At 43.1% G+C, this 24,717-nt stretch carries 27 protein-coding genes and 1 tRNA gene; 11 read left to right on the top strand and 17 right to left on the bottom strand.

Annotated elements, in window-relative coordinates:
• Positions 1–17: 17 nt before the first annotated feature.
• From trmFO to HEQ19_17415, 12 genes are all read right to left on the bottom strand, one after another.
• Positions 18–1,331 carry an FADH(2)-oxidizing methylenetetrahydrofolate--tRNA-(uracil(54)-C(5))-methyltransferase TrmFO gene (gene trmFO, locus HEQ19_17470; GenBank protein ID WYM01012.1) on the bottom strand — a complete coding sequence of 438 codons (1,314 nt, stop codon included), beginning with the start codon at positions 1,329–1,331 and terminating at the stop codon, positions 18–20.
• A gap of 251 nt (positions 1,332–1,582) precedes the next feature.
• Positions 1,583–2,464, bottom strand: coding sequence for a hypothetical protein (locus tag HEQ19_17465; GenBank protein ID WYM01011.1), 882 nt, complete (start codon positions 2,462–2,464; stop codon positions 1,583–1,585).
• A complete protein-coding gene (locus tag HEQ19_17460; protein WYM01010.1) occupies positions 2,454–3,134 on the bottom strand; it encodes a glutathione S-transferase family protein in 681 nt (226 codons plus the stop codon). The genes HEQ19_17465 and HEQ19_17460 overlap by 11 nt, the downstream gene beginning before the upstream one ends.
• A 66-nt stretch (positions 3,135–3,200) precedes the next feature.
• Positions 3,201–3,668, bottom strand: coding sequence for a thioesterase family protein (locus tag HEQ19_17455; GenBank protein WYM03476.1), 468 nt, complete (start codon positions 3,666–3,668; stop codon positions 3,201–3,203).
• Positions 3,669–3,813: 145 nt separating this feature from the next.
• Positions 3,814–4,197: a tautomerase family protein gene (locus HEQ19_17450; GenBank protein WYM01009.1), complete on the bottom strand. Its 384-nt coding sequence runs from the start codon at positions 4,195–4,197 to the stop codon at positions 3,814–3,816.
• A gap of 4 nt (positions 4,198–4,201) precedes the next feature.
• Positions 4,202–4,789, bottom strand: coding sequence for a TetR/AcrR family transcriptional regulator (locus tag HEQ19_17445; GenBank protein WYM03475.1), 588 nt, complete (start codon positions 4,787–4,789; stop codon positions 4,202–4,204).
• Between the two features lie 151 nt (positions 4,790–4,940).
• A tRNA-Pro gene (locus HEQ19_17440) sits at positions 4,941–5,014 on the bottom strand.
• 110 nt (positions 5,015–5,124) lie between these two features.
• A complete protein-coding gene (locus tag HEQ19_17435) occupies positions 5,125–5,496 on the bottom strand; it encodes a DUF1818 family protein (GenBank protein ID WYM01008.1) in 372 nt (123 codons plus the stop codon).
• 65 nt (positions 5,497–5,561) lie between these two features.
• Entirely contained in the window at positions 5,562–6,107 is a 546-nt protein-coding gene (locus HEQ19_17430) for a hypothetical protein (GenBank protein ID WYM01007.2), read from the bottom strand.
• A 59-nt stretch (positions 6,108–6,166) separates the two neighbouring features.
• Positions 6,167–6,448, bottom strand: coding sequence for a hypothetical protein (locus HEQ19_17425; protein ID WZI66949.1), 282 nt, complete (start codon positions 6,446–6,448; stop codon positions 6,167–6,169).
• Positions 6,449–6,509: 61 nt separating this feature from the next.
• The gene (locus HEQ19_17420) at positions 6,510–6,746 is read right to left on the bottom strand and encodes a DNA-directed RNA polymerase subunit omega (GenBank protein WYM01006.1); all 237 of its coding nucleotides are present in this window, start codon (positions 6,744–6,746) and stop codon (positions 6,510–6,512) included.
• Positions 6,747–7,058: 312 nt separating this feature from the next.
• On the bottom strand, positions 7,059–8,519 hold the full coding sequence (locus tag HEQ19_17415; protein WYM03474.1) for a glycoside hydrolase family 13 protein: 1,461 nt from the start codon (positions 8,517–8,519) through the stop codon (positions 7,059–7,061).
• On the opposite strand from HEQ19_17415, the gene HEQ19_17410 reads away from it, so the two are divergent.
• From HEQ19_17410 to HEQ19_17380, 7 genes are all read left to right on the top strand, one after another.
• Positions 8,487–9,218 carry a hypothetical protein gene (locus tag HEQ19_17410; protein ID WYM01005.1) on the top strand — a complete coding sequence of 244 codons (732 nt, stop codon included), beginning with the start codon at positions 8,487–8,489 and terminating at the stop codon, positions 9,216–9,218. The genes HEQ19_17415 and HEQ19_17410 overlap by 33 nt on opposite strands.
• Positions 9,219–9,258: 40 nt before the next feature.
• On the top strand, positions 9,259–10,986 hold the full coding sequence (locus tag HEQ19_17405) for a S8 family serine peptidase (protein WYM01004.1): 1,728 nt from the start codon (positions 9,259–9,261) through the stop codon (positions 10,984–10,986).
• Positions 10,987–11,470: 484 nt separating this feature from the next.
• Positions 11,471–11,761 carry a hypothetical protein gene (locus HEQ19_17400; protein WYM01003.1) on the top strand — a complete coding sequence of 97 codons (291 nt, stop codon included), beginning with the start codon at positions 11,471–11,473 and terminating at the stop codon, positions 11,759–11,761.
• 65 nt (positions 11,762–11,826) lie between these two features.
• Positions 11,827–12,171, top strand: coding sequence for a hypothetical protein (locus HEQ19_17395; protein WYM01002.1), 345 nt, complete (start codon positions 11,827–11,829; stop codon positions 12,169–12,171).
• Positions 12,172–12,297: 126 nt separating this feature from the next.
• Positions 12,298–13,587, top strand: coding sequence for a glucose-1-phosphate adenylyltransferase (locus HEQ19_17390; protein WYM01001.1), 1,290 nt, complete (start codon positions 12,298–12,300; stop codon positions 13,585–13,587).
• Between the two features lie 116 nt (positions 13,588–13,703).
• A complete protein-coding gene (locus HEQ19_17385) occupies positions 13,704–14,213 on the top strand; it encodes an AAA family ATPase (GenBank protein ID WYM03473.1) in 510 nt (169 codons plus the stop codon).
• A 119-nt stretch (positions 14,214–14,332) separates the two neighbouring features.
• On the top strand, positions 14,333–15,322 hold the full coding sequence (locus tag HEQ19_17380) for a J domain-containing protein (protein ID WYM01000.1): 990 nt from the start codon (positions 14,333–14,335) through the stop codon (positions 15,320–15,322).
• 479 nt (positions 15,323–15,801) lie between these two features.
• On the opposite strand, the gene HEQ19_17375 is transcribed toward HEQ19_17380, so the two are convergent.
• Together HEQ19_17375 and HEQ19_17370 are read right to left on the bottom strand one after the other, a co-directional pair.
• Positions 15,802–16,356 (bottom strand): redoxin domain-containing protein, encoded by a 555-nt coding sequence (locus tag HEQ19_17375; protein WYM00999.1) that lies wholly within the window; start codon positions 16,354–16,356, stop codon positions 15,802–15,804.
• Positions 16,357–16,897: 541 nt separating this feature from the next.
• Positions 16,898–17,509, bottom strand: a complete 612-nt coding sequence (locus HEQ19_17370; protein WYM00998.1) for a peroxiredoxin — start codon at positions 17,507–17,509, stop codon at positions 16,898–16,900.
• Between the two features lie 137 nt (positions 17,510–17,646).
• On the opposite strand from HEQ19_17370, the gene HEQ19_17365 reads away from it, so the two are divergent.
• A complete protein-coding gene (locus tag HEQ19_17365; GenBank protein WYM00997.1) occupies positions 17,647–19,719 on the top strand; it encodes an amylo-alpha-1,6-glucosidase in 2,073 nt (690 codons plus the stop codon).
• A 558-nt stretch (positions 19,720–20,277) separates the two neighbouring features.
• On the opposite strand, the gene miaB is transcribed toward HEQ19_17365, so the two are convergent.
• Both miaB and HEQ19_17355 read right to left on the bottom strand, forming a co-directional pair.
• A complete protein-coding gene (miaB, locus tag HEQ19_17360; GenBank protein ID WZI66948.1) occupies positions 20,278–21,672 on the bottom strand; it encodes a tRNA (N6-isopentenyl adenosine(37)-C2)-methylthiotransferase MiaB in 1,395 nt (464 codons plus the stop codon).
• A gap of 599 nt (positions 21,673–22,271) precedes the next feature.
• Positions 22,272–22,718: an NB-ARC domain-containing protein gene (locus HEQ19_17355; GenBank protein WYM00996.1), complete on the bottom strand. Its 447-nt coding sequence runs from the start codon at positions 22,716–22,718 to the stop codon at positions 22,272–22,274.
• Here HEQ19_17355 and HEQ19_17350 point away from each other — a divergent pair.
• Entirely contained in the window at positions 22,710–23,138 is a 429-nt protein-coding gene (locus HEQ19_17350; GenBank protein ID WYM00995.1) for a hypothetical protein, read from the top strand. The two genes, HEQ19_17355 and HEQ19_17350, sit on opposite strands and share 9 nt — an antisense overlap.
• A gap of 2 nt (positions 23,139–23,140) precedes the next feature.
• Here the strand turns inward: HEQ19_17350 and HEQ19_17345 are convergent, their stop codons facing one another.
• Entirely contained in the window at positions 23,141–23,632 is a 492-nt protein-coding gene (locus HEQ19_17345) for a Uma2 family endonuclease (GenBank protein WYM03472.1), read from the bottom strand.
• Positions 23,633–23,650: 18 nt separating this feature from the next.
• On the opposite strand from HEQ19_17345, the gene HEQ19_17340 reads away from it, so the two are divergent.
• Together HEQ19_17340 and HEQ19_17335 are read left to right on the top strand one after the other, a co-directional pair.
• Positions 23,651–23,869, top strand: a complete 219-nt coding sequence (locus tag HEQ19_17340; GenBank protein ID WYM00994.1) for a hypothetical protein — start codon at positions 23,651–23,653, stop codon at positions 23,867–23,869.
• A gap of 20 nt (positions 23,870–23,889) precedes the next feature.
• Positions 23,890–24,588: a TIGR04283 family arsenosugar biosynthesis glycosyltransferase gene (locus HEQ19_17335; protein ID WYM00993.1), complete on the top strand. Its 699-nt coding sequence runs from the start codon at positions 23,890–23,892 to the stop codon at positions 24,586–24,588.
• Positions 24,589–24,717: the final 129 nt, after the last annotated feature.

Genomic DNA, 24,717 nt, shown 5'->3' with positions numbered 1-24,717 from the left:
AGAGCGCTAAAGTTCTACTACAAACTAGTTTTCCAATTTGCTAAGTCGGTTAAGGAGCGATCGCGATAACGTCCATAACGCTCTGGTTTACTTTTGATTTTCATCCCTAAATCTGGAAAAATCCCAAAGTTGGGCGGCATCGGTTGGAAATGTTTCGGTGACGCGGAACTGATAAACTCAAATAATGCCCCCATCATGGTTGTTGGTGGTAGACTCAAGGTTTCTTTACCTAAAGCTAACCGTGCAGCATTAATTCCCGCTAAACAGCCACCAGCAGCTGCTGCAGTGTAGCCTTCAGTGCCAATTAATTGTCCAGCGGCTAATAATGTGGGACGCTGTTTAAATTGCAGGGTAGGATGCATTAACTGGGGTGCATTGATAAAGGTGTTACGGTGCATAACTCCCAGGCGCACAAATTCCGCTGTTTCTAAACCCGGAATTAGCTGGAATACCCGCTTTTGTTCACCCCAGCGCAGATTTGTTTGGAATCCTACCATATTCCACAGTTGACCGGCTTTGTCTTCTTGTCGCAACTGTACCACAGCGTAAGGACGTTCCCCCGTGCGACTATCTGACAAACCGACTGGCTTCAGCGGTCCATAACGCATTGTGTCTTCCCCCCGCATTGCTTGTTCTTCAATGGGTAAACAAGCTTCAAAAAATTTCGCGGTTTCCCGTTCAAAATCTTTGAGTTCGATTTGTTCAGCTTTGCGGAGTTCTTCCCAAAAGTGTAGATACTGCTGTTTATTCATCGGGCAGTTGAGATAAGCAGCTTCACCCTTGTCATAGCGCGAAGCCATAAAGGCAATATCGCGATTAATCGATTCTCCCACAATAATGGGGCTAGCAGCATCAAAAAAGCTCAGGTATTCCATCCCGGTGAAGCGGTGTAAATCTGCTGCTAAGTCGGGACTGGTTAATGGCCCTGTCGCCAAAACCACAATTCCTTCAGGAATGGTAGAGACTTCACCCCGACGAAATTCTATTAAAGGATGGCGCGATACAGTTTCGGTCAAATCTTCGCCAAATTTACCCCTGTCTACAGCTAAGGCGCCACCAGCAGGAACAGCGTGTTCATCAGCTTTCGCAATCACAATCGAACCTAATTGACGTAACTCTTCGTGCAATAATCCAGTAGCGCGATCGCTCGCCATTGCACCAAAGGAATTACTACACACCAATTCTGCCAGATGTTCTGTATGATGAGCGGGGCTGAAGCGTTTTGGTCGCATTTCATACAAAATTACAGGTATTCCAGCCTGGGCGATTTGCCATGCTGCTTCGGTTCCAGCTAGTCCACCTCCAATTACTTGTATCGCTTGTCTATCCATAGTTAAATTTTAAATTCCTGGTTTAGCTAAAGGTAATTTGCTTGTCGGTCAATATAATAGACCTCTTGCAAAATTGTTTCTATGGTATGATAGGTCTTTTTAGATTTTACGTTATTAACCCAAGTTGCTAGTTATTTATTTTGGCGAATTTTGTAGCCGGTAGGGTGCGTCAGAATGGTTAATTTTCGCATAAAGTTACTAATTTTCGACTTCTGACCCACCCTACTTGATCTAACTAGCAACTTACGTTATTAATTTTGGCGCAGATAGAAAAAACGCCGCGCTATCAATTCTTGACCTTTTTGCTGTCCATGTTGATAAATGCTAGATAATCCCTCTTGTGTGGCGCTTGTAAAATCAACGCCGATTTCTTTGGGGTCTACATCTGGGCTAATCACATTAATCTTCACCCCTTGGAAACTTTCAGGAATTGCTTCTAACTCAAACATATCTCGATAGAGTATACCAGGTTCGTTGGCAATGGCAATTACTTCCTGATATCCTGCTTCTACCATTTCTATAGCTGGACATAAGCAAGTATAGGAAGCATCAATGTAAGGTTTTCCATCTATCCAAGCGGGGATATTCCAAGCGTGCAACATTCGCGAGGAAGCATAAGCCACTTCCTCAAAATTGTTGAGATGAAGATGCTGTTCGTCTTTGAGTTTAGTACCAAATAAAGCCTGCTGCAAGTTTTTATTTACCCAACTGCGGTCTTTTTTTCCCGCTGCTACCAATAAACCCCGCCCTAAGCGTCTGGCTTTTTCACCTTGACTTTCAATAGCAGCACTTGCAGAAATTACTGCACTTGTTACTATAAAATATGCGGGTGTATCTGGTGAAAATAGTCTTTCATCTGGTCTAAAATGTGCAATTCCTCCAAGCACTATCTGACTCATTCCTATATCTGGTTTTTTGAGTAATTTTGAGCCAGAAAACCAGTAATTTACGCCTAATTCATTTGCTTTGCCAATGGTAGCCCAAGCCGTGGGTATAACGGAGGAAGACGCAGCAGCATAGGCATTTGCAATAATACCCGCTGCTTCTAAAGCACTTAATACACCGTGAGCAAAAGCACCTTTGAAACTACCAGAAGCACAGGCGATGGCTAATGACTTATTTTTACTTATCATCGGCTTTATTTCCTCGATTTAAATTGCGACTACGCATTTTTACGAACACTCTCACTCGCCGCTTAAATAGTTCAAAATCTTCTAGACTTAGTGCCGTTTTTTGCCATACTGGACGCTCCATTAATCGCTGACGCCATGCATCTATTTGGGGATAATTATTCAGATTAACACCCAAATTAGGTAATGAAGTGATCGCAATTCCCGCAACAATATCTCCTAATGTTAACTGTTCACTACCAAAGTAAGGAGAATCGCCCAATAACTCTGTAAAAAATCCCAGGACTTTATCTATATGCTGCTTTGCTTGTGCAATTTGTGGCGAATCTTCACTTTCATAAATTAGTGTAACTAATTTGGGAAATAATTCATTAGCAGTCAGATTTTGCACCATCCTCACTTTTGCTAAGGCTTGCGGTTCAGTTGGTAGCATTGCAGGTTGAGGATATTTACTTTCTAAGTAGTCCATAATTGCTAAGGATTCTACCAAGCGCAAACCATCATCTACGACAACTGGAATATAATGAAATGGGTTAATTGACAAAAACTCTGGCTCTAATTGATCGCCATCCAATTTCATCATCACTGGTTCAAAGGAAATCTCCTTTTCTAGTAAAGTTAGCCATACACGGCGAGCATTAGGAGAAATGGGGTTGTAGTAAAGTTTGAGCATGGAAAATATCTGATAAATTTGCAAAAAAAGACCCATCTGTTTGTGATTCAACAAAAAAATATGCTTCTATCTCTTCTCCTCAATCACTTGCTGATACTCTAAATATTTCTTCTGTAATTCATCTGGAATTGGCGCAAGATGACCATTTTGTGAATTGACAAAAGCACCCTTTTGTGTTGCTATTGCTGCTAATTGGTTATTAGATAAAATTTCTGCTTGGACAGTCCATTTTAGCCGTCCTAAATTGCTTAACCATAAATTACCAATCACCTGATCAATAAGTTTAATTGGTCGTTTATATTCAATTTCAGTTCGTGCAAGAATGGGTACATATCCTTGCTCAATTTGTTTAGCAAGGTGCAAGTGTTCATCTAAAAACTTTAAGCGCAAATCTTCCAGCCAACGGATATAAACAATGTTACTGACAATTCCTGCGAAATCAATATCATATGTCCTGACAGGTATTGTCAATTCTACTGCTAATGGTCTATGTAAGTTGTCAGTTATAGCGTTTCTCGCCCTAGTGAGGTACATCGGTAAGGGCACGGCAGTGCCGTGCCCCTACATCGCGTGATACAATTTTGTACCTCATCTGAATAGGAAGTGCTATAATCCCATGATACGTCCTCAAATAAAAAAGCGACCATTTGGTCTTTTATTTCTCAAAAAAAATCTAAACTTACACCCGATAGTTCAATATCAATTCGTCACCAGGTAAACCCCTAATCCCCCAGTTAGATTTAGGCGTTTCAAAGATAGTGATTTCAATATCATCTACAGGAATATCAAATGTTTGATGAATATTTTCAATCAGTAACCGCAGTAGTTGTTTTTTAGTTTCTACTGAGCGTCCCTCAAACATACTAATCTCGATAATTAGGTAATTTTCTGACCTATCAATCGGATAATAAAAATCTGCTGATTCCAGCCCAAAAAATCTATGGAATCGTTTTTCAGGTTGAATATTTAACCCCTCAATCAAAGAGGTATGGATGATATTTGATAACTCTGTTTTGATGGGGTTTAGTTTCTCCGCTAAACCATAGACTTTGATTTGCACCATAGATTTAAAGTTGATTTGTGATATATTGATTTAGGTGATTAATTGCCCTTAGCATGTGAATTGAATCTCCATATAACTTGCTCATCATCATCGCCCCTTCTAAGGTTGCAATCATAATTGTAGCCACCTCATCAGGATTCACATCAGAGCGAATTTCACCCCTTTCAATTCCCTTGTCAATAATTAAACAAATTAACTGACGCCAAGAATTCATTCCCTGTTGAGCGCGTTCTCTTAACGCCGGATGAGCATCATCACTTTCAACCGCAGTATTTAGCAGTGGACACCCTCCCCTAATTGGTGGATTATCTAGATAGCTACTAAATACGCCAATGATTGCTTGTAGGCGTTCCACTGCATGGCGTTTAATTCGCAATACAGATCTAGTACGCTGGCTAACACAGGCGATCGCATAGTCAAAAGCCTGTAGTGCTAGGTCATCTTTGCTTTTAAAATGATTATATATGCCCCCTTTCTGCAACCCTGTCACACGCATGATGTCGGAAATCGACGAGCCAGCATACCCCTGTTGATTAAACAGTTCCGCTGCTTGTTGGAGAATTTTGACTTTTGTTTCTTCGCCTTTAGACATCATCTCTATTCCCGACCGATTGGTCTGACAGAGTTAAAAATAACAACTATTTGCCTAAGAATCAAGAGTTTTTTTCCTTTTGCTCAATGTAACCTAATGTACAAAAACCCCACCCACAAAGGGATGGAGCTTTTCATTTTATATCGATCAATCGGAGCGGCGGGATTCGAACCCACGACCTCCACTACCCCAAAGTGGCGCGCTACCAAGCTGCGCTACGCCCCGAACATTAAACTTTAGATTTGAGATTTTGGATTTATCCAATTCTTAACCTAAAACTTATCGAGTCACTTTTACAAATATACCACAAGCTGAAGGAAAAACACAAGCTTTATTTAAAATATTTTGAGCATCTCAGAGGCTTGCAGTAAACCCTCAACAGCGTCAGGATTCCATTTGCCTTCTGCACATCGTCCTGTATTCAGGATAAAGTGCAGACTGTAGGCGTGGGGATAGCCTTCTACCTCCATCCATAATAAATCGCTTTCGGCTGCACAAGCAATTTTCTCTTCATCCATTAATTCTGTTGCTAGTTGCTTCATGGTATCTGCTAGCTCCCTCAACAGCCGGCAAAATTCGTTCAACTCAGCTTCGGTTAACTCAACTGACCAATCATCTGTACCCACTAACCCTTTAAACTCTGGTGCATTGGGGTTCCAGCCAATACGCCAACCAGATCCACTTTTAACCGACTTTCCGCACTTCATCGTCTAATATACATAGATACTGTTTCAATCCAGAATCCCACCGCAACAAAATGGGTGGGAGTATGTTAATTCAGTAATTGGGCGCCGCTGGGTTGGGGTCGCTGTGGCGTAGTTGATTTAGTAGGATTGGTTGTGGTGTTAGGTTTAGGGGTGATGGTGTTCTGGGAATGAGGATTAAAAATGTTGGTCAAAACTTGCACTAAGGCCTCTCGCTGGTGGCGATTCAGGCGTTTAATGGTGGCGCGATCGCCTTCTAGGGGATTTTCCCTTAATGTATCATTTCCCGGATAGGTGGGATCATATATAGCTTCGTTGGCGTCGAGGTAATCGGCTATAGTCAGCTTCCAATCTAGGCGATAATTGGGGGCACGCTCTTTGATATAAATGTGATAGCGAATCAGGCGACTAGCTAGGGTGTTATTTTCGGCAACTTTCCCTGTCTGTTTGCTGAGGTATTTATTTTCTCTGGGAAAATCGGGCAGTTGCTGATAAACTTGTTGCCAAACATCACTTGGACTGATTCTTTGTGCGATCGCAGGTTGAATATTGAGTAAATTTTTCTGCCCTGCTGTACTCAATCCTACAGTCAAAATCAATAAACCAGCCGTCATGAGGGTATTTCGCAGTCCTGAGTTTAACATGGAAATTATAACCTAGGGGATTGAGTGAACTACCTACACCGATTTGGAGTACCAAATACGGTTGCAGCAACTGGTACATTTCGCAATGCTGCCAGAACTTCCTTAGAGGTACTATTAGTAATAGAGTTACCCACTACCGGATTCCCTTTACGGCGTTTTATCGTTGGGAACAGTCCCAGCCCAACGCGCTTTATATTGATAGCTGCATTAACATCCCTATCAACCAAAAGCAATTCTTTTTCATCCCAGTATTTATAGACAGTGAAGAGAAAAATCTGGGCAATAATTCCCATATTTACCCAGATATACACACAATTTATCGAGCAGCTGCTAGCCCTACAGCCTATAACTGAGGATTCACCAGCAGTGTTTTTACAGTTCGCCGATAATCTCTGGTTGAGTCAATTCATCAGACATTTCGATAATTGCTCTGAGGACTGGCTTCATCATCGCATCTTCCCCATTTTCAAAATCTTCATAACGCCGACGCTTGGCACGATTTGCTACCTGAACCGTAATGCGGTAGCGATTTGAAGCTGCACTAATTAGATCTTCAGCACGGTGCATAATCTGAGACTGGGTTGTCTCGAACTTGGAACGCTTTAGCATAGTTGGTGGTTCTTGGGGTGAGTAAAAGTATTGCGAAATACCGACATACCGTGCATTTTATTACCTTGTACCCTACAAATTTTACTGTCCTGGATGAGGTGCTGGCTTATTCGCGCTATCGGACGAACCCGAAGGTAATTTGTATTCATCAAGATGTGCCTACTTACTTTCATGCTGTGCAACGGAGTCGCTTACCAATGATCGCAGTGCCACTGGACACAGGCTTATCAGACACCAATGGGGGTGAAGTTAACCCTGACTATTATACCAAAAAACACAGAATTTGGCGATTCGTGGTGACAGTTCCGTCTGCTAAATCCCCAAAATGCACCCAGTACGTGGGGGAAGAGTCAAGGAAAGCTGGTGAGTTCCTCCTTCAAGATTCCATCTAAACTCAGCATTACCGTATAAAAGCTGGTGGGGTTGAGTCTGCAAATTAGTGAGATTGAGATTCCCTTTGGTCGATGCGGTACCTGCATTAACAGCAATTATCAATTCTTCGGTCCCCAAAGTGCGCGAAAAAATGTAGAGTTCTCCTTGAGCTAAGAAAACTTGATAATCTCCTATACGCAAAGCTGCGTAACTATGACGTAGGGCGATTAACTGGCGATGAGTAGTGAGAATTTCTCGATCCCAGTTAGCTTCTAAGGGAAAGCCACGGCGAGAGTCTGGATCTATAGCACCAGGTAAACCCACTTCATCACCATAGTAGATACTGGGGGCACCGGGAAAGGTGAGTAACAAGAGCGTTGCTAATTCTACACTGGCTCGATCGCCTCCAGCTATAGTCAGCAACCTCGCTGTGTCGTGACTGGCTAGCAAATTAAGTTGAGTTAGCCGAATTTCTGTGGGGTAAAGTTGTAGTAGTTCTTGGATTTTGGCAGCATACTCAACGGCAAACAAGGGTGGGTAAGCTTGATAATCCCGACCTTGGACTTGTTCCAAGACTACGCGATCGCCAGCGGTAAAGGCAATTGTTGGTCCTGTAAATAAATAATTCATCACTCCGTCAAATTGTGTTCCGTCTAGCCACTGTCGGGAATCTCCCCACACTTCACCGACAATGTAGGCTTGGGGATTAATCGCTTTGACTCGCTGACGAAATTCTTGCCAAAAACCAGGAGTTTTAATTTCAAATGGTACGTCTAATCGCCAACCGTCAATGCCGAAATTCATCCAATATTCGGCAATCTCCATAATATATTCCCGCACTTGTGGGTTGTCGTGGTTAAATACTGGCAAGGCACGATTTCCCGCCCAACCAACATAGTTTGCTTTTAATTCACCAGTATAAGGCGCAAGCGGCCAGCCTTCAATTTTGAACCAATTCACCCAAGGTGAATGGGGACCATTTTCTAAAATATCATGGAAAAAGAAAAATCCCCGACTGGCATGATTAAACACGCCATCGATCACAACTTTAATATTACGTTGATGGGCTGCGTCTAGCAATTCGCGAAAAGCTTTATTACCCCCCAGCATCGGGTCTACCTGATAATAATCGTGGGTGTGATAGCGGTGATTGCTAGCCGATTGAAATATGGGTGTGAAGTAAATAGCGTTAAAACCCATATCCTGTATGTAGTCTAATCCCTCAATGATGCCCCACAAATCGCCGCCTTTATAACCTTGGAGTGTTGGTATAGCTTCCCAATCTTCCCAACGGGCGTCATGTAACAATCCTTTTCGTGGCTGTTTACTTCTGGCGAACCGGTCTGGAAAGATTTGGTAGAAAACAGCGTGTTTAACCCAGTCTGGTGTTTTAATTTCCATCATTTGTCATTTGTCATTTGTCATTTGTCATTTGTCGTTTGTCATTGGTCATTACTCATTACTCATTACTCATTACTCATTACTCATTACTCATTACTCATTACTCATTACTCATTACTCATTACTCATTACTCATTACTCATTACTCATTACTCATTACTCATTACTCATTACTCATTACTCATTACTCATTACTCATTACTCATTACTCATTACTCATTACTCATTACTCATTACTCATTACTCATTACTCATTACTCATTACTCATTACTCATTACTCATTACTCATTACTCATTACTCATTACTCATTACTCATTACTCATTACTCATTACTCATTACTCATTACTCATTACTCATTACTCATTACTCATTACTCATTACTCATTACTCATTACTCATTACTCATTACTCATTACTCATTACTCATTACTCATTACTCATTACTCATTACTCATTACTCATTACTCATTACTCATTACTCATTACTCATTACTCATTACTCATTACTCATTACTCATTACTCATTACTCATTACTCATTACTCATTACTCATTACTCATTACTCATTACTCATTACTCATTACTCATTACTCATTACTTTTTGTCCCTAATCCCCAATCCCTAATCCCTAATCCCCAATCCCTAATCTCCAATCCCCAATCTCCAATCCCTAATACGCTTATATGGTTAAAATAAATACTGTATTGACGGTGCATTCATATAAATTGAGGTGAAAATGAGACACGAAAAACTTTCTCCAGGGTTGCTGTTAGCATATCAGAACTACGAAAGTGAAGGCGAGGAAGCTTTAACTAGCCACAGGCGATCGCTTGGTTTAATTCCCCCGAAAAGCGTTGTCAAACCCACAAAGAGTGTTGTTTTTATCTACTGTGATTCTGATGCCGATTTAAGTCATTTAGAACAACAAGGTATTCAAGTCAATCAGAATTCAGGAACTGTGCGGACAGCTTTTTTACCCCTTGAGGGTTTAGATGCCTTATCTGAAGATAATATCATCCAACGCATCAAGCCCTCACGTAAATTGCAGTTGCGGATGGATATTGCCGCACAAAAGGTGCAATTGCCAGATTTTCAGAACAAAACCGGATTAACTGGTCAAGGAGTCGTCATCGGCATTGTAGACAGTGGAATTGATGCCAAACACCCCGCCTTTGAAGGACGTATTCGCCATATTTGGGATCAAACTCTCCCAGGTCCGGGAGTTAAAGAAGGTAACTATGGGGCAGAATTTACGGGGGCGCAACTGACAGTTTCCCAAGATACTCATGGTCATGGTACCCATGTTGCGGGAATTGCTGCTGGTGCAGATGCAACCTATGGCGGTGTCGCACCAGAGGCGGAATTAGTCATCGTTAAGTCTGATATGCAGGATGCTCATATTGCGGATGGCGTCCGCTACATTTTCCGCATCGCCAGTGAGTTGGGACGCCCAGCAGTCGTCAATCTCAGCTTGGGTGGACACGCTGACGCCCATGACGGTACTGACTCCCTCTCCAGAATCATTGACGCCCAATCAGGTCCAGGACGGATTGTTTGCTGTGCCGCAGGTAATGAGGGGAACGACAACATTCATGGTCAAGCGAACATAGTCGCCAACGGCACCGGTAGTATGCGTTTTAATGTGCCATTGAATCAAGTTGATATAGTCTGGTTAAATGGTTGGTATTCTAGTGACAGTGAGTTAGAAGTCTCGCTGCGAACTCCCAACAATTTCGTTACGCCCTACCAAAAAATTATTGCTGGCGGTAATCCCACCCTAAATTATCAATTGCCAGATGCACGGGTGCAAATAGTCACCCCAGGACATGATAAAGGTAATGGCGACCATAATTTCTTTGTGCAAATTCGTGGTAATGGTCTGTCGCCAGTTATGGGAGGTATTTGGCAACTGCGGGTACGTAATGTTTCCCGGACTGACACCCGTCTGGATGTTTGGGCTCTTGAAGATAGGTCATCCGTGCTTTTTACTGGTACTAGCATCCAAGACTCGGTAAAAATTGGCTCACCTGGAGCAGCCAGCAGTGCAGTTACAGTTGCAGCTTATACTACAAGAGCGAAGTACACAGATATTGATGGCCAGGAGAGAGATATGGGCATGGACTTGGATACTATTTCTGAGTTCAGCAGTGAAGGACCGCTGCGGAATGATGCCCAAAAGCCAGATATAGCCGCACCGGGAGCAATGATTATTTCTACACTGTCCGCCAATGCAGGTTTTGGTCGTTCAAGTATGATTAATTCTAAGTTTGTCGCTGACGCTGGTACGAGTATGGCAACACCATTTGTTACTGGTTTAGTAGCACTACTTTTACAGCGTGATCCCAAACTTGACCCAGCGGCGGTGAAAGATTTACTCCGCAAAAATAGTTCTATTCCCGGAAAACCCCCAGGAACGTTTGATAATAAATGGGGTTATGGCGTGATTAACACTGCTAATCTGTAGAAGCAATAGAGAATAGTCAACCAATGCCCGGATTTTAGATTTGCGTGCTTCGCAGCGTAAAGCCTACGGCATAGCGTAGCGTAAAGCGACGTAGTACTCTGTCAAGATAAAAATGATGGACTGTAGTGCGGGCATCTTGCCCGCGTGAGCGAGACGCTCACACTACCAAAAATCCCTCAAAACAAAATTGACAGACTAGTAGGAGCGTCTTTTAGATTTTTACAGACACATGGGGTCTGCAAGGTACCCCAAAAATCTAAAATCCAAAACTTGTACTGAGCGTACCACTACGTGGAAGCAAGCTACGCGCAGCGTCCCGCTCTTAAGTCGTTGGCGTAGCCTCTGTCTACGACACGCACTCGCGTTCGTAGAGAAGTATCCAAAATCTAAAATTCGGAGGGTCAACCTTCAAGACTGAGAAATTTGTTAAGTTGGTTATAGGGCTGGCTCAAAATTGCCTGCCCTTTTTACCCAACAATTACTTATGAATTATCAGAAGCTAGACGCCGCCCTTGCTATGGCGCTGAATGATGTTTCAGACCCTGAAGATTCTAGTTTGGTGGTATTCATCCATACGGAACCCCTTGCTGACCCTGGCGCAGCTGCTGTTTTGGCAAATTTAGGCGTCAGTGCTGTCAACAGTGGACAGGATGTGTTCACCGCTACACTTTCGCCAAATGCCATTTCCCAGTTGTCAGAGGAACCTTGGGTACAGTATTTGAACCTGTCGCAACAATTGCGTTTGACTAGAGTCAAAAGACCAGGATATAGGTAGTCGAGTGTACTGGAAAATTGGCAGATCCATCGTATTATTTAAGGCAATCTATATGAAATAACACAGTGAAAGAAGTATTTTTATTGACAGTAGATACAGCGGTAAGATGGTATACCCGTGGCTGGATTACTGCTAGTGGGCTAATTGCTGTCTATATCAACTGCGGAGGCGATCGCAAATGGTCAGAGGCGAAAAAATATCTGCCAGTTACGGAAGGCACTTACAAGCGGGTAATCGCAGATGTAGAGTCTGGCATCTCTCAGGATACCCCTTATCAAGCTAACAGCGAGGAACTTGTAAGAGCTTACGACAATTATTTACAAGCATTTTTTTCTAGGGATACTACTAAAGTCGAAGAAGCGATTAACATTTTGTCTGATGTCCTACAAGGCTTAAGACCTTTCCCTTAATTCCCCTCCCAATTAATACAAATGTTCTATAAATTAACTGACGAGATTCTGTGATCCCCCCTTACCAGCTGTGGCAGACAGTCATAAACTGAAGGTGAGAGTTGAAAGCCAGCTGGGAGACATCTTGTGAAAAAAGTTTTAGCAATCATTCTTGGCGGTGGCGCGGGTACTCGACTTTATCCGCTAACTAAACTACGTGCCAAACCCGCAGTACCAGTAGCAGGGAAATACCGCTTAATCGATATCCCTGTCAGTAACTGCATCAATTCTGAGATATTTAAAATCTACGTTCTGACACAATTTAACTCAGCTTCTCTGAATCGTCACATTGCCCGTGCCTATAACTTTAGTGGTTTCAGCGATGGTTTTGTGGAAGTGCTAGCTGCACAGCAAACCCCAGAAAACCCCAACTGGTTCCAAGGTACAGCTGATGCTGTGCGTCAGTATCTGTGGATGCTGGAAGAATGGGACGCCAACGAATTTTTGATCCTCTCAGGGGATCATCTCTATCGCATGGACTACCGCCAGTTTGTCCAGCGCCATAGGGACACTAACGCTGATATTACTCTCTCGGTCATCCCTATGGACGATCGCCGGGCATCGGATTTTGGTTTAATGAAAATTGATGACTCGGGTAGGGTAATTGACTTTAGCGAAAAACCCAAAGGTCAGGCTTTGGCTAACATGCGGGTTGATACTACCATCCTGGGATTGACCCAAGAACAAGCCCAACTCCAGCCTTACATCGCCTCGATGGGGATTTACGTCTTTAAAAAAGAAGTTTTGATCAAGTTGTTGCGGGAATCTCTAGAACGGACTGATTTTGGCAAAGAAATTATTCCTGATGCTGCAAAAGATTACAACGTTCAAGCGTTCCTATTTGACGACTACTGGGAAGATATTGGAACAATAGAATCCTTTTATGAAGCCAATTTAGCCCTAACTCAACAACCTCTGCCCCCCTTTAGTTTCTACGATGAAAAAGCACCAATTTATACCCGCGCTCGTTATTTACCCCCCAGCAAATTACTAGATTGCCAAATTAAACAATCCATGATAGGCGAAGGTTGCATGTTGAAAAACTGCCGGATTGAACATTCAGTTTTAGGAGTGCGATCGCGGGTTGAATCTGGTAGCATTATCGAAGATACTCTAATTATGGGTGCCGACTTTTACCAAGCTTCCGTGGAACGCCAATGTAGCTTAGAAAAAGGTGAAATCCCTGTAGGCATTGGTACAGATAGCATCATTCGCCGTGCCATCATCGATAAAAATGCCCGGATAGGTCACGATGTCAAAATCATCAATAAAGATAACGTGCAAGAAGCAGAACGGGAAAATCAAGGCTTCTTTATCCGCAGCGGCATTGTCGTTGTGCTAAAAAATGCAGTAATTCCTGATGGGACTGTGATTTAGTCATTAGTCATTGGTCATTGGTCATTGGTCATTGGTCATTGGTCATTGGACTTTCAACAAAGGACAAAGGACAAAGAACAAAGGACAAAGGACAAAGGACAAAGGACAAAGGACAAATGACTAAACTGTTGTTGCTAATTGGTCTTCCTGGTAGTGGTAAGTCTACTTTGGCAAAACAATTGGTGGCAGAATGCCCCCAAATGCAGCTGATTTCTACAGATGCCATTAGGGGGCAATTGTTTGGTAATGAGGCTATTCAAGGTCCGTGGCTACTGATTTGGCAGGAAATTCAGCGGCAATGGCAGCAAGCTCTGGCGGCGAGGCAGACAGCAATTTATGATGCTACTAACGCCCGGCGAGGCGATCGCCGTGAGGTTATTGCCATAGTGCGCGATTTAGGCTTTACTCACATTACGGGGATTTGGATCGATACCCCAGTTTGGCTGTGTTTGGCTCGCAATAAAAAACGCCTGCGTCAGGTTCCCGAAGAAATCATTTTGCGAATGCATCGCCAACTGCGGGAAGCGCCGCCAACCTTGTCGGAAGGACTAGACCGCCTCATCCGCTGGGACGAATGGCGAAAGTACGGAAATTTCCCTGGTGTGGTGAGCGAGAACCCTACTTGATTTTCTGTAATATTTGTTAATTTAAAACCAGACTCTTGTTGCTTGCTATTATACCTGGCTAAGAGCAAATCTCACATTTATAAAAGAACATAACAGGAATTTCTAGAGGAGGCTAGTTGATGGCTACAACCGACTTTAAAGACTATTATGCAATTTTGGGGGTAACTAAAACTGCCAGTCCGGAGGAGATTAAACAAGCTTTTCGGAAACTAGCCCGCAAATATCACCCTGATGTCAATCCTGGGAATAAACAGGCTGAGGCGAGTTTTAAAGAAGTTAATGAAGCTTATGAGGTTTTGTCAGACCCAGAAAAGCGCAAAAAATATGACCAATTCGGTCAATATTGGAAACAGGCTGGTCAAGGCTTCCCCTCTGGTGGTGGGGATATGGGCGGCTTTGACTTCAGTCAGTATGGTAGTTTCGATGATTTTGTTAATGAATTACTAGGGCGTTTTGGTGGTGGTAGCCCTCGCGGTGCGCGTCAATCTTACTCTTATAGCACTTCTACGGGTAGACCTAGTGGTTTTGGTGGTGTTAATGATTTTGGCGTTCAAGATATAGGTGCTGGTAGTGGACAGGATACTGAAGCAGCGATCGCCCTGAGTTTTGCGGAAGCTTTTGCTGGTGTCCAAAAGCGTTTTAGTTTGGGGAATGAAACAATTGATGTCCGCATCCCTGCTGGTGCTAAATCTGGTACTCGTTTGCGTATCCGGGGTAAAGGTCAATTGAACTCCACGACCCAACAGCGGGGGGATTTATACTTAAAGGTGGAACTTCAACCCCACTCTTTTTTCCAGCTTGAAGGCGATAATCTTGTCTGTGAACTGCCAATTACCCCTGATGAGGCTACTTTAGGCGCTTCTATTGATGTCCCTACTCCCGATGGTTTGGTTAATGTTAAGCTACCAGCCGGGGTGCGTTCTGGTCAATCCCTGCGGTTACGTGGCAAAGGTTGGCCTGTCGCCAAGGGTGGACGTGGTGATCAGTTGGTCAAGGTGGCGATCGTTCCACCTAAAGACCTCAGCCCACAAGAGCGGGAATATTATGAAAAAATCCGGGCTATACGTACTTATAATCCCCGCAGTCATTTGCAACAAGTTAAATTGTAAAATCATGTTTCGCGCATAGACAAATTGGCGTCTGATGCGCGAACTTATCTTAGAGCTTTTGGCTCTTCCGTACTTAGCGTGCTGAATTTGTGAAAAAATAAGTTTAAAACCCTTGACTGGCTCAGATAAAAGCAATTATTTTTTGTATTTGAGCTAGTGTTACTAAAAATTAAATTATAAACGCCCGTAAGCCTTATTGTTAAAGCAATTTAATCGACTTTAATTAATAATTAAGCACGCTACGCACGCAAGAGCCAATTTTACAAGATTAGGTTATACCAATTCAAAAAATCTTTGCAACACATCAATAATCTGTAGGGGCGCAAGGCCTTGCGCCCCTACGCTATCTGTCCCATTCTTTTTTAAAATTGGTATTAGATATTTCTGTCTGTATTCTAACTTTAATTGCCTTCGCTTGTCTTGTCCTAGCAACTGGCGTGCGATTTCTAATCGCCAGGGCTGGTATTAATTTAGACTTTTCAAACAGCCTCTAAGAGGATGTTAAATTGTTCTAACAATGTCTCGACGCTAGCATTATGATCCAAAAAAGAAAATAAATGCCGATAACGCAGTTTGCCATCTTTATCTAATACAAACTGTGCTGGTAAAGGCGCTCCTAATGCTTGTCCCACCCGATATCTACGAAAAACATAACAACCAGGATCACTCAACAGCGGCATTTGTAAGCCCAAATCTTTTACAACAATTTGACTTTGTTTTTGGTCGGTACTAGTAATCATTAAAACTTCTATGCCGCGACTTTTGAATTGCTCATAGTTTTCATGCAAGGCTTTGATATGAGGAAAGCAAAAGGGACAATATTGCTTTTCAGTAAATATCCGAGTGAAAGCAAGTAATACTGGCTGCTTACCTCGATAAGTTGATAATTTTACTAAAGTTCCGTTGGTAATATCTGGGAGTTGAAAATCTGGTGTGCCTATTTCTAAGCGAAAGTAACTTGTGGCTGGAATAGGTAAAAAATTACGGAAAAATCGCTGATTAAATAAGCCAGTGAAATCTGTTGAAGTTAGCATATTTTTATCCTTAATTATTTAATTAACTAAGTCGGCGCGAAAAAACCAAACTATTATTAATGTACCCCCAGAGTAGCTTCTAAATTACCACGATAATGAAAAAACCACAGATACACACTGAAGTTGACACTGATTCATATCTATCTGTGTTCATCTGTGTTGATCTGTGGTTATTATTTATTTTCCTTGAACGCACCCCAACAATAAAGGCAATATAGTTGGGGATTCTTTCGCTAAAAATAGCGTTACCAGAAAAACTGGCGTTCTCAGTGTGTCGTTGGAACTTTTGCCTACGTTGGCGAAGCCTGCGCTCCGCGCATACACTCTAGCAAAAATGTTAGTAATATTAGGAACAAAACTAATAATTACTAATATAAAAATGGTCGTGTCTCCAGGTTTTGCCTTTTACCGTACCAACTGTATTGTACCACGTACCCTGGGTTTCGCTAACCCTACCTAAACTTCGTTATAGGTAGGGACTGCGCTCAACATTTTCCTTCAAATCGAATAAACGGTATTGAAGTTTTCCAGCTAGCCAAATCTAGACAGCAGAGAAGTAAACTTTGGATTTCACTGGGTCAGGATTCATTGTCTTATCTCCGGGCTGCCAACCTGCGGGGCAAACTTCGTCGGGGTTGGACTGAACATGCTGAATTGCTTGCAATGTTCGCAGGGTTTCATCGACGCTGCGACCAAAAGCTAGGTTGTTGATGGTGGCGTGCTGGATGATACCATCTTTATCAATGATAAACAGACCGCGTAAGGCAATACCGGCGGCTGGGTCAAGGACGTTGTAAGCCGCGCTAATTTCTTTTTTGATGTCGGCAACTAGGGGATAATTTAGGTCGCCTACGCCACCAGCTTTGCGATCGCTTTGAATCCAAGCGAGGTGCGAGAACTCGCTATCAACGGAAGCACCGAGGATTTCCGTGTTAAGTTTTTTGAATTCTTCGTAGCGATCGCTAAATGCTGTGATTTCAGTGGGGCAAACAAAGGTAAAGTCTAGGGGATAGAAAAATAGGACAACATACTTACCCCGATAGTCGGAAAGTTTGATTGTCTTAAATTCTTGATCCGCAACGGCTGTTGCTGTAAAGTCTGGAGCCTGTTGACCAACGCGGAGGCATCCTTCTGTTCCGTAAGTGAGGGACATGAACCATTATCTCCTTGATATCCGTCTATATAGCGTTGGAATTTGGGTCAAGTAAAACTCACCCATCCACGCTGTCACAGTTTAATTACGATCTGTTACGACTATATCATACTCATAACGATTTTGAGTAGTAGGCAATGACTGATTTAGATAGAAGAGAATGGTTATTAACCAATGGCTTGGGGAGTTTTGCCAGTGGTACGGTTTCTGATGTACGCACGCGCACTTATCACGGTTGGCTATTTGCGGCTACCAACCCACCGGCTGAACGTACGCTGCTAGTTTCACACCTAGAAGCTAGTTTAGAAGTCCTAGGGACAGTTGTAGCACTGGGAACGAATATTTGGGGCAATGGTCAGATTGATCCGACCGGCTACAAACTGCTGCGCTCTTTTGATATTAACCCAGTTCCCCAATGGGTTTGGAGTGAAGATAACTGGCAGTTAAGTAGGCAACTGGTGATGCCTTATGGTTTAGTAGGGAGAGGGACAGAGGGAGAGGAAGGATTTTTTCCCTCATCACCCGATCCGAAATTCTGCCATCGGCTTTTGATCCAATATCGCTATGAAGGCAGGGATGTAGGTATTTTAAGACTGCGACTGCTAATTGGCGATCGCAATTTTCACCACCAACAAACAGCAACTCCAGAATTACATTTTTCACAATTATTGCTGCCGCAACAAGTTTGTCTACAAGCAATAATGTCTGGGCGGTTTGGCACCCCTTGGCATTTGCGCTGGACAAAAGGAAACTATCAACCAGATGCGGTGTGGTACTGGAATTATGGCTTACCAGAGGAGATGCGCCGGGGACTAGGCGATCGCGAGGACCTCTACAGCCCTGGTTACTTAACAGTTATGCTGCAACCAGGAGATACAGTGACTTTAGAAGCACGAGTGGGATTTCCCGACGCCTTGCAAGATACCCTTAGCCCTGACTGCTTTGCAGAAGCGGTGGAAGCAGAACAAGAAAGGCTCTCGCAGATTTTTGGCTGGGGTCAAGGAGGGACAGGGGACAGGGGACTATTTTCCTCATCGCCTATCCCCAAGACCGAAGCGCCAATTTGGCAAAAACTACTACGAGCCAGCGATCAGTTTATTGTTTACCGCGCCTCGATTGCTGGCCCGACTGTGATTGCTGGTTATCACTGGTTCAATGACTGGGGACGGGATACTTTAATTGCTTTACCGGGGTTGACACTAGTTCCCCAACGCTTCGACTTAGCAAAAGGGCTATTGCAAACCTTTGGGCGTTATTGTCGCTACGGTTTGATTCCGAATGCCTTTCCTGATGAGGGTGGCGAACCTTTTTATAACAGCATAGATGCAGCATTGTGGTGGATTGAAACTTTAGGATTGTATTTGGAAGCGACCAAAGATTGGCAGTTTTTGGCAGAGCAATTTCCCGTGGTGCAGCAAATCTATAAAGCATTTATCACTGGGACGCGGTATAATATCCAGGTTGATGCTACCGATGGGCTAGTTAGTTGGGATGCTCGTGGTGTTGCCCTGACTTGGATGGATGTTGTGGTTGAAGGCCAGCCTGTGACGCCCCGTTGCGGTAAGCCAGTGGAAATCAATGCTCTGTGGTATTCTGCCTTATGTTGGGTGAGTCAATGGGCAGACCGCTTGAGTCAGCTTGAGTTTGGTGATCCGGCGCGTCTAGCGAAACAGGCGCAGCGTTATGCCCAGCAAGCAGAACAGGTAAAAATCTCCCTACAAAAATTCTGGAATTTCCAGATTGGTTACTTGTACGACACCATCGAACCGGATGATCGCCGCAATTCCCAGATTCGCCCCAATGCAGTTTTGGCACTGTCGCTGCACCATTGTGGGTTTTCTGGTCAGCAGGGGCGACAAATACTTGAGGTAGCAACTTCTAACTTGCTGACTCCCTATGGTCTTCGCAGTCTTGATCCTGGCGATCCGCAATACATAGGCAAATATTTCGGCAACCCACAGGAGCGCGATCGCTCATACCATCAGGGAACAGTTTGGAGTTGGCTGATTGGCCCGTTTATCCGCGCTTGGCAGCGTTTTTACCCACAACAACCCTTGCCTTTTGATTGGCAACCCTTGTTAAATCATTTCCTCGCTGATGCTTGTCTAGGCTCGATTTCTGAGATATTTGACGGTGATGCACCCCATACACCCAGAGGAGCGATCGCCCAAGCTTGGTCAATTGCTGAAGTCATCCGCCATTTGCCCTAATTCTCTTTCAGGACTTACGCACTAGGCTATTCGTGGAGATCGGGCATAGGGCATGGGGCATAGGGCATAGGGCATAGGGCATAGGGCATAGGGCATAGGGCATAGGGCATAGGGCATAGGGCATAGGGCATAGGGCATAGGGCATTGGTGAATTTTTCGGTCTGGGCGTCTGTCGCCCGATGCCCAACCCCTTGATTTTTCGTTACTCATGCGTAAGTCCTATCTTTGTTTGAACAAAAATGTTTCGCGCAGTCCCCACCTAAAAATACTATAAAAATATCTACATTTTAGGTGGGGTAAGCGAAACCAGTATAAAACGCGCAGCAACAATTATTCTTTCATGCTATAATTATAATAATTAGTGTTTGCGGTACTGTAAAAGCTTTACAGCCGGAGACATAGACCAATTTCACTAATTGTTTATAACGAGTAAAAAGTCATTATATTAATAATACTTTTTACTAGGGTGTATGCGCGGAGCGCAGGCTTCGCCAACGTCAGCGAAAGTTCTAACGACACACTGAGAACGCCAGTAACCCTGGTAACGCTCAAGAAGTATTACAGCTTCTTAGCGCACGAATCCCCATCTATAATCTTTGATTTAGATGGGGTGCGTTCAAATTCCCCAGTCAAGCTAAAAGGACGAACTTCGGTAATTTTCACCTTAACCAACTGGCCTTTGAGTTCCTGAATATCACCAGTGAAGAAAGTCAGACGATTACCGCCTGTGCGTCCCATTACCTGGGTGGGATCTTTGGGGTTTTGGTCTTCTACCAGTACGAATTCCATGCGGCCAAAATAACGCTGCGATCGCTCGGCGACTTTGATGTTGCCTAAATGGTTTAATCTTTGTAGGCGATCGCTTTTGACTTCTTCACTTAACTGATTGTCCCACAAAGCAGCTGGTGTCCCTGGACGCGGGGAATATGCGGCTGTATTTAACATGTCAAAGCCAATATCTTCCACCAACTTCAGGGTATTTTCAAACTGTGCTTCTGTTTCTCCAGGAAAACCGACAATTGCATCGGCACTAATTGACGCATCTGGCATATATTGGCGAATTGTATCAATAATCCGGCGATATTTTTCGTGGGTATAACCCCGCGCCATCGCTTTCAAAAGTTCATTATCCCCAGATTGAAAAGGTATATGGAAGTGTTTGCACACCTTGGGCAATTCGGCACAAGCTTTAATTAAACGCTCCGTAAAATAACGGGGGTGACTTGTGGCAAACCTCAGCCTTTCAATCCCTGGGACATCATGCACGTAATATAGTAAATCTGTGAATGTGTGCAAATGGCGACCTTCGCTGGTCGTCCCCGGCAAATCTCTACCGTAAGCGTCAATATTTTGACCAAGTAGGGTGATTTCTTTGTAACCTTGTCGCCCCAATTCCTCCATTTCGGCGCGAATTGCTGCCGGTGTCCGGGATTGTTCCACCCCACGCACATTGGGAACGACGCAGTAAGTGCAGCGTTCGTTACAACCATAAATTACATTCACCCAAGCCGTCACTTTGCTATCCCGGCGCGGCTGGGTGATATCTTCCATAATGTGAACCGGCTCAGTGGCGACAATTTGATTACCAGCCAAAACCGATTCCAGCAAATTTTTTAGCTGGTTAGCGTATTGTGGCCCCATCACCAAATCCAATTCTGGCACGCGCCGCAACAGACTTTCCCCTTCTTGCTGGGCAACACAACCAGCGACAATCAATGTTAAATCAGGCTGCTCGTGTTTACGCTTTGCCTGTCTGCCCAGGTAGGAATATACCTTTTGCTCGGCATTATCCCTAATTGTACAAGTATTGTAGAGAATTAAATCAGCATGATTGGGATCTTCAGCAAATTCAAAACCCATGTCTTCTAAAATGCCAGCCATGCGCTCTGAGTCGGCTTTATTCATTTGGCATCCAAAAGTAGTGATGTGATAGCGGCGTTGAGAAGTGGTCATGGGAAATGAAGTTTAATGAGTGTAATGTATATTAGCTTTATCTCAATTCTATTGAAGTATAGAAAAAGCAGCCCAATTTACAAGGCGATCTGGCGCCCAAAGAGTCCAACAAGCTGAACAACGCGCCCAACAATTAGCAGCGCAATTATAGCAGTTTTCAGGTCAATAGACCACGCGGTACGGGTTTAGCAATGCTAAACCCCTACAAAGAATGTGGTTCAAATCGATGAAAATTGCTGTAAGGGACTTCCAAATAAAAAAATATACAATTGTAGGGTGCGTCAGCAGCGATAAACTCAAAACGTAGCTCGAAATTCTTGGTACTGACGCACCTACCCTGGATAATTTAATTTCTGGAAGTCCCTAAGATATTTGGGAATTGATCCAGAACAGTATTTGGGTATACTTAAAGTCGCCTGTGCGGGCTTTGTTTGGCTCTGCAATTTTTTCAAAGCAGTTGTTGAAGGCAATTGCCATTTCTCGTACCTTTAGAGGTTGTTTTCAAAGTGATTAGCTGTCATTTTAAGCACTGCTCGATCCCCCCAGCCCCCCTTAAAAAGGGGGGAAAACTTCTCAAAGTCCCCCTTTTTAAGGGGGATTTAGGGGGATCTAAAACGTTTTGCTACCAACGACAGGACTTTTAAAACAACCTCTAAAGAACGCCAAATCAGATAATCAAATTCATCCTGGATCTGTTTTGCCAGCTTGGTTGCTAAACTTGTCTTACCAACCCCACCCATGCCGAATATTGTCACTAAGCGACAGCTATATTCCAATATCCATGACTCTAACTGTGCCATTTCTTGGGTGCGATCGTAAAACACTGAGACATCAACCGCAGTTCCCCAGTCTTGGTATTTTTTGCTTAATGATTCCTGAGTATGTATAGTTTTTTGAAGAGAAGTAGACTCAAAATCTGGAGTGGAGATTTCTTTCCAATCCAGGTTTAATTTCCGACATATTTCTTCAAAGGTTCCATACAGAACAGGTTTAGCATTGAGGAATCTATTAATTGTGTCTAGGGATAATCCTATGTCATGAGCCAAGGATTTTTGGTTGGGATATCCATTCTCAGACAGTGTAATTCTGACATGGTTAATCCTGGGAATCCTGAAAAAGACAAAACATCTTTAATTCAAGTATGTCTTCAGCCTGGTAGTTCAGTTGGTCAACGAAGCTCAAATTGGTGGCAGAATGGTCTTATCCATGCACCTAATCTAAGTTTAGAGGAAGTTGTGGTTAGAATAACACGTGCTTTGGAATCGAGTTGGGGACGAAAAGGTTCTATTACTTTTGTTGGATGGAAAGCATGTGATAAAATTTCACAACAAGAACGCAATAACTCAATTAATTTTTGGATAAGTCCGGATGCTGATAATAAATCTTTTATTGGTATAAATGTCCGAGGAAGAGATAAAGGTACTCAGATAAAACCTTGGGGTAGTGGGGGTAGTCCAACACGATGATTTCAAACAGTAATTCGCGGAAAAATCCGAGATAAATCTAGAGATAAATCGGAAAAACAAGGCAGAATAACTGACTGATTAGGCAAGAAAATTCGCTTGAGACCATAAGCGAAATTAAGAGTTAATTCTTGATAAGGTTCGCTATAGCATTCTAAATGTTGAGCAACTAAATTAAATATCCAGTAATCGGAAATTCCGGCTTCTGCATAAAGGGGTATTTTCACCTCTTGGTCATAATTCAAAGAAGAATCAGCAATTTCAATTACTAGTAAAACATCCTTTGGGCTGGGATGAGCAGATAAATAATGATCATCTGTAGCACGAGCAATCACAAAATCCGGTTCTGGTTCGCTACCAGAAGGCAAAGTAATGGGATCTTGGCACGGAAGTACAATTAGATGTTTATTATGGTGATGGTGAACAATGTATCCTGACGGCTGATGACCAAAAACTCGATTTAACTGCGTCTTTCTGGCTGTTCCTACACTGAATATGGTACTTTAAAAGCTCAAGTGCGAGACATTTCGCCAGATACCATCTCTCCTGAAAATCAGAGTTCAAACACAGCTACTTACCAAATCACCATCCAGCCAGAAAAACAGGTGTTAATTTCTGGCGATCGCAAATGTGTGATTCAATCTGGTATGGAAGGTAGATCTGATATTATTTCTTCCCAAGAAACATTACTTGATTTTATTCGGCGAAAAGCACGACTATTAACAGATATATAGCGAACAATTGGTAGATATTTGTGAACAATGCCAAAATTTCTATTATCATTCCCACACTGAATGAAGCGGGAAATATTAAACAAGCGATCGCGTCTACTCAACCCAGTACAAATATAGAAGTAATTGTGGTAGATGGTGGCTCCCAAGATGACACTAGAGAAATAGCTCAGTCATTAGGTGCTAAAGTTATCTCATCATCTCCTGGGCGTGCTGTACAAATGAACACAGGTGCTTTGGCTGCTAGTGGCGATATTCTGCTGTTTCTCCATGCAGATACCCGTTTACCAACTGAGTTTGATATCATGATTCGCACAGCGCTACAACAGCCAGGGATTGTAGCAGGTGCCTTTACCTTGCAGATTGATACATCGGGGTGGGGTATCCGGTGGGTAGAATGGGGAGTGAATTGGCGATCGCGCCTTTGGCAAATGCCCTATGGTGATCAAGCAATTTTTATCACTAAAGAAATATTCCAGCAAATTGGCTACTTTCGTGAATTGCCAATTATGGAAGACTTTGAACTTATACGACGTTTAAAACCTATCGGCAGAATTGCTATCATAAAAGTACCAGTTATCACCTCAGCCCGTCGGTGGTTGCAAACGGGAATTTTGAAAACTACGCTGATTAATCAAATAGTAATTATTGCTTATTTACTCGGTGTGTCACCAGCGCGAATTCGTAGCTGGTATCGTCGGGAAAAATTAAGAAAATTTTAAGCTGCTTTTCATTGAATGAGCATATCTTAGATTGAGATAGTAGTTTGCAGGGTGCGTCACACAGGTTAATTTTAGGAGAAGATTACTAATTTTCCAGTTCTGACGCACCCTACTTCTTACCAATGACAA

The sequence above is a fragment of the Gloeotrichia echinulata CP02 genome (assembly GCA_038087035.1).
Taxonomy (GTDB): domain Bacteria; phylum Cyanobacteriota; class Cyanobacteriia; order Cyanobacteriales; family Nostocaceae; genus Gloeotrichia; species Gloeotrichia echinulata.
The sequence above is the reverse complement of the archived record's forward strand: the minus strand, read 5'-3'. Positions and strand labels throughout refer to the sequence as shown.

Coding starts and splice junctions, on each gene's coding strand:
- trmFO (WYM01012.1), bottom strand. CDS start 1,331: ATGGATAGACAAGCGATACAAGTAATTGGAGGTGGACTAGCTGGAACC.
- HEQ19_17465 (WYM01011.1), bottom strand. CDS start 2,464: ATGATAAGTAAAAATAAGTCATTAGCCATCGCCTGTGCTTCTGGTAGT.
- HEQ19_17460 (WYM01010.1), bottom strand. CDS start 3,134: ATGCTCAAACTTTACTACAACCCCATTTCTCCTAATGCTCGCCGTGTA.
- HEQ19_17455 (WYM03476.1), bottom strand. CDS start 3,668: ATGTACCTCACTAGGGCGAGAAACGCTATAACTGACAACTTACATAGA.
- HEQ19_17450 (WYM01009.1), bottom strand. CDS start 4,197: ATGGTGCAAATCAAAGTCTATGGTTTAGCGGAGAAACTAAACCCCATC.
- HEQ19_17445 (WYM03475.1), bottom strand. CDS start 4,789: ATGTCTAAAGGCGAAGAAACAAAAGTCAAAATTCTCCAACAAGCAGCG.
- HEQ19_17435 (WYM01008.1), bottom strand. CDS start 5,496: ATGAAGTGCGGAAAGTCGGTTAAAAGTGGATCTGGTTGGCGTATTGGC.
- HEQ19_17430 (WYM01007.2), bottom strand. CDS start 6,107: ATGACGGCTGGTTTATTGATTTTGACTGTAGGATTGAGTACAGCAGGG.
- HEQ19_17420 (WYM01006.1), bottom strand. CDS start 6,746: ATGCTAAAGCGTTCCAAGTTCGAGACAACCCAGTCTCAGATTATGCAC.
- HEQ19_17415 (WYM03474.1), bottom strand. CDS start 8,519: ATGGAAATTAAAACACCAGACTGGGTTAAACACGCTGTTTTCTACCAA.
- HEQ19_17405 (WYM01004.1), top strand. CDS start 9,259: ATGAGACACGAAAAACTTTCTCCAGGGTTGCTGTTAGCATATCAGAAC.
- HEQ19_17400 (WYM01003.1), top strand. CDS start 11,471: ATGAATTATCAGAAGCTAGACGCCGCCCTTGCTATGGCGCTGAATGAT.
- HEQ19_17385 (WYM03473.1), top strand. CDS start 13,704: ATGACTAAACTGTTGTTGCTAATTGGTCTTCCTGGTAGTGGTAAGTCT.
- HEQ19_17380 (WYM01000.1), top strand. CDS start 14,333: ATGGCTACAACCGACTTTAAAGACTATTATGCAATTTTGGGGGTAACT.
- HEQ19_17375 (WYM00999.1), bottom strand. CDS start 16,356: ATGCTAACTTCAACAGATTTCACTGGCTTATTTAATCAGCGATTTTTC.
- HEQ19_17370 (WYM00998.1), bottom strand. CDS start 17,509: ATGTCCCTCACTTACGGAACAGAAGGATGCCTCCGCGTTGGTCAACAG.
- HEQ19_17365 (WYM00997.1), top strand. CDS start 17,647: ATGACTGATTTAGATAGAAGAGAATGGTTATTAACCAATGGCTTGGGG.
- miaB (WZI66948.1), bottom strand. CDS start 21,672: ATGACCACTTCTCAACGCCGCTATCACATCACTACTTTTGGATGCCAA.
- HEQ19_17350 (WYM00995.1), top strand. CDS start 22,710: ATGAGCCAAGGATTTTTGGTTGGGATATCCATTCTCAGACAGTGTAAT.